The 8042-nt window shown below is 60.7% G+C and carries 8 protein-coding genes; 1 reads left to right on the plus strand and 7 read right to left on the minus strand.

The features are described from left to right. Positions 1-180 precede the first annotated feature (180 nt). The 5 genes from J7E36_RS19365 to J7E36_RS19385 form a co-directional block, all read right to left on the minus strand. On the minus strand, positions 181-1119 hold the full coding sequence (locus J7E36_RS19365) for a D-2-hydroxyacid dehydrogenase (RefSeq protein WP_215006421.1): 939 nt from the start codon (positions 1117-1119) through the stop codon (positions 181-183). 127 nt (positions 1120-1246) lie between these two features. Beyond that, the gene (locus J7E36_RS19370) at positions 1247-1540 is read right to left on the minus strand and encodes a YcgL domain-containing protein (protein WP_215006423.1); all 294 of its coding nucleotides are present in this window, start codon (positions 1538-1540) and stop codon (positions 1247-1249) included. After that, positions 1537-2670 carry a ribonuclease D gene (gene rnd, locus J7E36_RS19375; protein WP_215006426.1) on the minus strand — a complete coding sequence of 378 codons (1134 nt, stop codon included), beginning with the start codon at positions 2668-2670 and terminating at the stop codon, positions 1537-1539. Before rnd ends, J7E36_RS19370 begins: the two co-directional genes overlap by 4 nt. 121 nt (positions 2671-2791) lie before the next feature. Then, positions 2792-3433, minus strand: a complete 642-nt coding sequence (locus tag J7E36_RS19380) for a class I SAM-dependent methyltransferase (protein ID WP_215006429.1) — start codon at positions 3431-3433, stop codon at positions 2792-2794. A gap of 69 nt (positions 3434-3502) precedes the next feature. After that, on the minus strand, positions 3503-5152 hold the full coding sequence (locus J7E36_RS19385; protein WP_215006432.1) for a phosphoethanolamine transferase: 1650 nt from the start codon (positions 5150-5152) through the stop codon (positions 3503-3505). Positions 5153-5534: 382 nt separating this feature from the next. Between J7E36_RS19385 and J7E36_RS19390 the strand changes: the two genes are divergently transcribed. Continuing rightward, the gene (locus J7E36_RS19390) at positions 5535-6458 is read left to right on the plus strand and encodes a LysR family transcriptional regulator (protein ID WP_215006435.1); all 924 of its coding nucleotides are present in this window, start codon (positions 5535-5537) and stop codon (positions 6456-6458) included. A gap of 12 nt (positions 6459-6470) precedes the next feature. Here J7E36_RS19390 and J7E36_RS19395 read toward each other — a convergent pair whose 3' ends face one another. Further along, complete coding sequence (locus tag J7E36_RS19395; protein WP_215006438.1) at positions 6471-6836, minus strand: 5-carboxymethyl-2-hydroxymuconate Delta-isomerase; 366 nt, start codon at positions 6834-6836, stop codon at positions 6471-6473. A 62-nt stretch (positions 6837-6898) separates the two neighbouring features. Beyond that, entirely contained in the window at positions 6899-7828 is a 930-nt protein-coding gene (locus J7E36_RS19400) for a LysR family transcriptional regulator (RefSeq protein ID WP_215006441.1), read from the minus strand. Positions 7829-8042 lie beyond the last annotated feature (214 nt).

An 8042-nucleotide genomic window follows, 5' to 3' on the forward strand; every position in this document is an offset into this window, starting at 1 on the left:
TACTTGACCAGTTCAGGCTCGCTCCCACAGGAGGCTTCGGTGAAGGATGAGTTTGCGTCCACCACGAGCCCAAGTGTGGGAGCGAGCCTGCTCGCGATAGCGGTGGGTCAGCTTGCACGGTTATTGAATGTACCGACGCCATCGCGAGCAGGCTCGCTCCCACAGTTGGATGGGTGGCGTTCAGTAGCCGCGGGTGAAATCCACTTCCCCACGCAACGCTTCGCCAGCTTGATAAGCCAGCAGGTTTTCCAGGAACAGCTGCACCATCATCGACGGCGAGGTCGGGGCTGAGCTGTGGCCGGTCAGCAGCAAGCCCCAGGCCGTCCAGAACGGGTGGCGCTGCGGCAGCGGTTCCTGGCGGCAGACGTCGATCACCGCGCCGGCCAGGTGCCCTTCTTTCAAGGCTTGCACCAGGTCCGCATCCACCACGGCGACGCCACGGCCGACGTTGATGAACAGCCCGCTCGGCTTGAATTGCTTGAACAACGCCGCGTCGTACACATCATGGGTATCCGGCGTGTTGGGCAACAGGTTGATGACGTAGTCCGCCTCACCCACCAGCCGCGGCAAATCCTTCAGCGCGCCGACTTCGACGAACGGTGCCAACTCGCGGGCGTCACTGGCGATGCCATACAGCTGCACGCCAAACGGCAGCAGGAACTGCGCCACACGCTGGCCGATATCGCCGGTGCCAACGATCAACACCTTGCGACCCGCCAGCCCCTGCCCCTGCCCCTGGCGATTGTCCCACTTGCGCTCCACCTGGCTGACCAGTCGCGCCAACACCTCGCGTTCATGACCGAGCATGTAGGTGAGCACGTACTCGGCCATCACCTGGCCAAAGATGCCCACGGCCCGGGTCAGGCGGTAGTCGCGGCTCAACCCTTCGGCGAGCAGCGGCGTGATGCCCGCCCAGGTCGATTGCAGCCACCGCGGCTGGTGGCCTTGACGCAACAGGGTAGCGAGCAGATCGGGCTGGCCGAGCCAGACCGGACAATCGGCGGCCAGCCGAGACAGCTCGGCGGAGTCGCCGCTGGTCAGGACTTCAAGATCGGGTGCAGCCTGACGCAGTAGCTGGGCGTACACCGCATGATCGTGTTCGGCAATCAGAACGCGCATGAATCAAACCTTTCAAAAACAGTGCAGACGACCGCTGACGGAGTGTCGCTCCCCACCCACGCGGTCATCCTCAACAAAGCCAATCCAGTGTTTCAAGAGGCCTCAGGACGGGGCCTCGGGTTACCTGTCAGACCGGATCGTTGCGTCGCAGCAACTCTTCGGGCAAATGCTCGATGTACTCGTCTTCAGCGGGCGGCATCTGCAGGTGATAGCCCTGGGTGTCGAGGTTCTCAAGCACCTGGTTGATGTCTTCCCGGGACAGCTGTCGCTCAGGGCTCAGGACCAGGTCAAAGGCATGGATGGCCTTGCCAAAAGCCGCCAGCAGCGGCTCCGGGACCCGCGCCAATGCATCGCTCTTGAGCACATACAGGTACATTTCGTTTTTCTTCGAGCTTCGGTAGATGGAGCAAATGCGTTTCAAGGCTGTTCTCCGGCAGTGGCCAGGCTGTCGAGCAGCACCTGGCCCATCAATTCGCGGCGCCAGCCACGCAGCGAATCGGGCAATTGGTAAGGGCCCTCGGGGAAGCCGCTCTTGATCAGCGCTTCGAGGGTTTTCTTGCGCAGCATCAGCTCCGGGGCAATCTCCAGGCGTTCGGCTTCAGCCTGCCCCACCGCCCGCAGACGCTTGACCAGGGCCGAGGCCTCGATCGGCAGCGGCTCGGCCACGGCCGGCGGCCATTGCTCGGGCGGTAGGCTGGCGGCGCGCTGAATCAGGTCCAGCAGAAACTGACCGTCCTGGCGCACGGTACGCGGGTGCATGTCTTCGATTTTCGCCAGCGCACCGAGGTTATCCGGCTGCGTGCGGGCCAGGGGCCATAGCGAGTGCTCACGAATGATCCGGTTGCGCGGCAGGTCACGGGCCCGCGCTTCATGCTCGCGCCATGCACACAGTTCGCGCAGCACGGCCAGTTGGGCACGGGAGAGTTTCCAGGCCAGCTTCGCCTCGCGGTACACCTCACGCGGGTCGACTTCACGGCGTAGGTTGGCCACCAATTCGGCGCCATCCTCCAGGACCCAAGCGTATTTTTCATCGGAAAGCTTCGGACGCAGCTGTACGAAAACTTCCGCCAGGTGCACCGCATCTTCGGCCGCGTAGCTGATCTGCGTTTCGGACAACGGCCGCTGCAACCAGTCGGAACGGGTCTCGCCCTTGGGCAGATCGATACCCAGCACGTCTTGCACCAACCGCGAGTACCCCATGGAAAAACCCAGGTTCAGGTAAGCGGCGGCCAATTGTGTATCGAACAGCGGCGCCGGCAAGCTGCGGGTTAAACGCAGCAACACTTCAAGGTCTTCACTGCAAGCGTGCAGCACCTTGAGCACGGCAGGGTTCTCCAGCAGTGCAGCCAGGGGCTGCCAGTTGTCGATGGTCAAGGGGTCGATCAGGTAGGCACACTTGCCATCGCCAATCTGCAACAAGCCGGCAATCGGATAAAAGGTGTCGACCCGCATGAATTCGGTGTCGAGGGCGACGAATGGCAACTGCTGCCATTCGGCGCAAAACTGACCGAGGCTATCGTTGTCGCGAATCCAGTGTATATCGATGGCCACACGGCTCTCCCTTGAAGAATGGCGCGCAGTATATATCGCCGCCGGCGATTGCGAGCATCCGTAGAGCCGGTGTCTGAGAGAAATTGCCCGCGCAGACGCAAGAATAGTCCTACATCAGGACTTAGCTGGTCTTACGCAATACATAAACACGGGCCAGCGCAAAACCAGGCAGGAAATCCTGATGCCACAGTACGCTGAAACCGCTCTGGCGGAATTCGGCTTCGAGGTCAGCCTTGTCGGCCAGGCAGCGTTGCGGCGGATGCCCCATCTTGAGACGCCCCTCGATGTGCACCGACACGATCACCGTGTCGCGACTGACCCGGTGAAACTCGCGCAACAGCGCCAGGCGATGCTCGCTGGCGCTCACGTGCCGAAACAACTGCAGGCAGCAAATGCAGTCCACCGCGTTTTCCGACAAGCCGATGGTAAACGCCGAGCTGGGGAAGGTCTTGACCCGCTTGAGCAACGCACCGCCATGGTGTGTGAGCGCATGATCAAGCATGTCCGGCGACGGGTCCGCCGCCAGGATCACCCGGTTGGCATGCTCGGCCAGCACGGGCCAGTAGCGTCCCGCACCACACGCCACATCCAGCACCAGCCCCGGCTCGCCGGCCACTTTCAGGGCGTTGCGCACCATTTGCTCATCGCGCCAGAAGGCCAGGCGCAGCCGGCGAGGCGCCGGTTGGCAGCAGACTTGCGCATGTTCCTGGCCATGCTGCCTGGCGAACTCAAGCTCGACGGTGGATGGGGTCAGCCCGGACATACGAACGGCTCTTGGGTAAGTGGATGACAGACAGACTAAACGACACTGCGTGAAAAAAAGGTGTAGGGCTCACTCCCGGGCCAACACCCCGTCGATGACCGCACCACGACAGCTGGCGAACATATCCAGATCCGGGTTGTAGACCTTGCTGTTGACCTCCAGCAGGCCGAGCATCGAGTGAAACAGGTTGTCCTGGCTCAGGGGTTTTTCCCGACTCAGTTGCAGGCAATGGGTGTCAACCGCGAAAGACTTTTGATAGCTGTCGGAAAACCAGGCCAACATCGCCACGTGTTTCTGTTGTTCCGGGGCGAGCATGTAAGGCGTGCCATGGAGGAACAGGTTGTATTCGCCCAGGGACTCACCATGGTCCGAGAGGTAAAGCATGGCCGTATCGACTTTGTCCTGATTGGCCCGCAGCAGGTCGATCAGTGTCGACAACACATGGTCGGTGTACACCAGCGTGTTGTCATAGCCGTTGACGATGCTCTCGCGGCTGCAATTGTTCAATGCGTTGCTTTCGCACACCGGGGTGAAATGCTCGTACTCCTTGGGATAGCGCTTGAAGTATTCCGGCCCGTGGCTGCCCATCTGGTGCAACACCAGCACCGTGTCCTTGTCGAGCGTGTCGATGAAGTGTTGCAGCCCCTGGAGCAGGATTTCGTCGCGGCACTCGCTGTTGGCGCACAGGACCGGATCCTTGAGGTTGCTGACATCCTGCAAGGTAACCCGGTCGCAGGTGCCCTTGCAGCCGGACTGGTTGTCCCGCCAGATCACCTCCAGCCCGGCGCGTTTGAGCACGTCCAACAAGCCCTCTTCATTCTTGGCCTTGCTGGCGTCATAGTTCTTGCGCCCCATGTTGGAGAACATGCACGGCACGGACACGGCCGTTTCGGTCCCACAGGAATGCACATCGGTAAACGCAATCAGGCCAGCTTCTTTACTCAGCTTCGGCGTGGTGTCGCGGTTATAGCCGAGGATGCCGAAGTTCTCGGCACGGGCGCTCTCCCCGACTACCAGCACGGTCAGGGATTTACGCCCGTGGGTTTGCCAGGCCGGATTGCGACTGGCGTCCTCGCCCAAGGCAACGAACGGCTGCTTGGCCGACGCAACCTGCTCGCGCAAGTAACCAACGGACGCCCCGATGTAGTTGCTGGGCACGACCATCAGGCGCAACTCGTGGTGGTTGCGAAACAACGAAGACAAGCCTTGGTAATTGGCCAGAGCGACCACGCCGATGACGGCGGCCGACGCCACGCCGACCAGCAACTTGCTTAACAGCTCTTTGGGCCAGCGACGATAGTTGATGGGGGTCTTGAACAATAACCAGGACGGCAACACGCCCAGTAATCCGATGTAGCCAAACAACTTCAGCGACAGCAGGTCACGGACTTCCGTGACGTTGGTTTCAGCAAAGTTGCGCAGCATGCCGGCGTCGATCAGTACGCCGTACTGGGCCATGAAGTAGGCCACGCCGGCACTGATCAGAAACAGCAGCATCAGCACGGGCTTGAGCACCGGCCGGAACGCCACGAGCGTCAACACCAGGTTGAATGCGCAGAAAATCATCACGCCGAACGCCGCGCACATCAGCAGGCCGCGAGCATCCGACGTGGTGATCGCCAACAAATGTTGCCAGAGCACGAGGTTGAAACCCACTAACAAAAAGGCACTGGCAACCAGTGTCACCCACTCGGGGCGCACGGCTTTAATAGTCGGCATGATGATTGACGGATTCCTGAAAGTTGCTCTTTGAAAAAATACGGTAGGCAAATGTGAAAAATTCATTCCCTACGGCAGCACAAACTTTAGGTAAGGCACCATCAATTTTTCGTGAAAAAGTTGCTATTAAATTATTGTTTAAGTAGAGAGCCGCCGAGGGCATGGCTGGCGGCCGCGAGGAATACGTCCTACGTCAGCTCTGGCGAAATGGACGGGGCAGCCCCGCCGGCGTTGATCGACGTGTCGTGTTCACTACATTATGTGTCCCGCTCACGACCGTGAAACAGCCTGCCTGGCATTTTCCTGGGACCATCGTTCCGTTACGATCATCAGCCTGGTTTGCGCACGATCCGCGCAAGGAGCACAGCGAGAGACAGAAAGGATGCTGAACAGTAACTCCCTCAGAAAGCTCGATATGCAGGACCTCATGGTGTTTAGCGCCGTGTACGAGCAGAGCAGCGTCACCGGTGTGTCCGAGGCACTCTGTGTCAGCCAGTCCACCGTCAGTTACTGCCTGAAAAAACTGCGCACCTGCTTCGAAGACGAACTGTTTATCAACACCCGCACCGGCATGCGTCCGACCTACAAGGCCGAGGGCATGTACGACCATGTGCGCGCCATTTTGCAAAGCATCAACCTGTGCCACGCCGGTACGCCGACGTTTGATCCGACCCGGCAAGCGGTCACCTTCAATATCTGTGCACCGGAATACTTCGAACACCTGATCCTGCCCCAACTGCTGCAAGGCTTCGATTACGCCGACCTGCCTGTGGTGGTCAACGTGCACAAGCTTGAGGCTGACATTCCCGCAGAGGAGCTGCGTGATGGGAGCCTGGACCTGGTGATCTGCTTCGGCCCGAACTTCCACAGCAATCATGCCGATTTCAAATCCCGGCAGTTGCTGGAAGAGGACCTGGTGTGTGTCGTGGACAAGCGGGCGACCCCCTTGGAGCCGCAATTGAGCCTGCAGTCGTTCGTACAGCGCCGACACGTTTTTCCGACGCCCTGGACGTCATCCACCAACATGGTGGACGGCTGGCTGTCGCAGCAAGCGCATCAACGGCAGATTGCCGCCCGGGCCAACAGCTACAGTGCCGCGCTGAAGATGATCACCGGCACAGACTTTATCCTGACACTGCCTCGGCGCATCCAGAAACTGCTGGCGAACGAGGCAATCTTCAACCACCACGAGGTGCCCGACGGCCTGCCGGGGTTTACCTTGAACATGCAGTGGAGCCAGGCGGCCGATCAGGACAGCGCCAATGCCTGGCTGCGCGAACAGATCATCAAGGCCTGCGCCGGTTGAAACGCCTGGCGGTCAGTGATCGATCAACGCCTTGGCATAGGGGCCGCGATCGATGTCGAGGATTTCCACGCATAGCTGCACGGAAACACCCTCCGGCCATGGACCCAGTTCCTGGATCACCACCAGCAAGCTGTCGGCCAGCTGCTTTTTGATTTCCGGCGAGCGGCCGCTCAACAACGCCAGCTTCACATGCACGAACGCGCGCTCACCCAGACTGGTGCCGACCCGAAACGTCTCCACTTTCAAGGCTCGGCTCTTGATGTCCAACTCGGCCGCGAACTGACCGGACGCCACCAACGCATTATTGAGGCGCAGCAGGGCGACATCGGCCTTCAGCTCGGGCAGGTTGGCGGTGTACTCCATGTGCAGGTGAGGCATGTGTCGACTCCAATTCGAATAGGACGAGGTGGTTGAAACCGTCGCAACCATACCGCGACTTTTTACTTTGGGGCAGGTTTTGTTTCGCCCCGTTCGCCCATGAATGCCTCCAACCGGGAGCGCAACCAGCGTTCGGCCGGGTCACTGTCGACATGGCTCAGCCAGACCATGGACAGGTCCAGGGTGGGCGTCTTGAAGGGAAAGGGTTCACAGAATAGCTGACCCGACGCGGCCATGGCGGCGGCGGTGTAGTCCGGCAGGCTGGCGATCAGATCCGTACCGGCCAGCAACGCCGGCAACGCGCTGTACTGCGGCACCGACAGCACCACTTGGCGCGTGCGACCGATCTCGGCCAGCCATTCGTCAGCAAAACCGGCCACGTTGGCGGTATGGGAGACCAGCACATGCGGGCGCGCGCAGTATTCGTCGAGGGTCAGCGGTGTGTCCGACGCGTCGGCGCGCAAGATGCTGGGTTGAATGTGTCGCAACAGTTTGCGCTTGGCATTGGCCGGCAGCCCGCGGGTCTGGCTGATGCCCACGGTGATATCGCCGGACGCGAGCAGATCGGGAATGCGCCAGTAATCGACGTGCTGGACCACAAACACGATTTGCGGCGCTTCCTGACGCAGGCTGCTCAGCAGGGGCGGCAACAAGCCGAACTCGACGTCGTCCGACAGGCCGATGCGAAACGTCATGGTGCTGCTGGCGGGGTCGAAATCGTGCGTCAGGCTCAGGGCCACCGACAGTGAATCCAGCGCTGGAGACAGATGCCGGATGATTTCCTCGGCCCGGGCGGTCGGCTCCATGCGGTGGCCGACGCGAATGAACAGCGGGTCGTTGAACATTTTGCGTAAGCGGTTGAGGGCCGAGCTGATGGTGGGTTGGCCCAGGAACAGTTTTTCCGCGGCCCGGGTCACGTTGCGCTCGAGCATCAGTGTTTCGAACACCACCATGAGGTTGATGTCGGCCTTGCGCAATTCGTTGCGGTTCATCCGCTGCTCCCGGTTGCTGGATGGGATGCAGTGTAGGAATGCTGCGGGGTGCGCGTCTATGCGCGGAACGTTTCTAGCGTGGGTGTCGCGGGTGGCGTGTGCCCCACCACTCGGCACCTCGCCCAGGCTCGGTGTGCCCAAGATCAAAACCCGCGCCGAGGCGGCCTTATAGCCGACCTGTTTTCTGAAGCGAACGCGTTCCCCCTGTGGGAGC

It is taken from the genome of Pseudomonas fluorescens, from assembly GCF_018614775.1.
Classification (GTDB): domain Bacteria; phylum Pseudomonadota; class Gammaproteobacteria; order Pseudomonadales; family Pseudomonadaceae; genus Aquipseudomonas; species Aquipseudomonas fluorescens_BY.

Coding starts and splice junctions, on each gene's coding strand:
- J7E36_RS19400 (WP_215006441.1), bottom strand. CDS start 7,828: ATGAACCGCAACGAATTGCGCAAGGCCGACATCAACCTCATGGTGGTG.
- J7E36_RS19385 (WP_215006432.1), bottom strand. CDS start 5,152: ATGCCGACTATTAAAGCCGTGCGCCCCGAGTGGGTGACACTGGTTGCC.
- J7E36_RS19380 (WP_215006429.1), bottom strand. CDS start 3,433: ATGTCCGGGCTGACCCCATCCACCGTCGAGCTTGAGTTCGCCAGGCAG.
- J7E36_RS19365 (WP_215006421.1), bottom strand. CDS start 1,119: ATGCGCGTTCTGATTGCCGAACACGATCATGCGGTGTACGCCCAGCTA.
- J7E36_RS19395 (WP_215006438.1), bottom strand. CDS start 6,836: ATGCCTCACCTGCACATGGAGTACACCGCCAACCTGCCCGAGCTGAAG.
- J7E36_RS19390 (WP_215006435.1), top strand. CDS start 5,535: ATGCTGAACAGTAACTCCCTCAGAAAGCTCGATATGCAGGACCTCATG.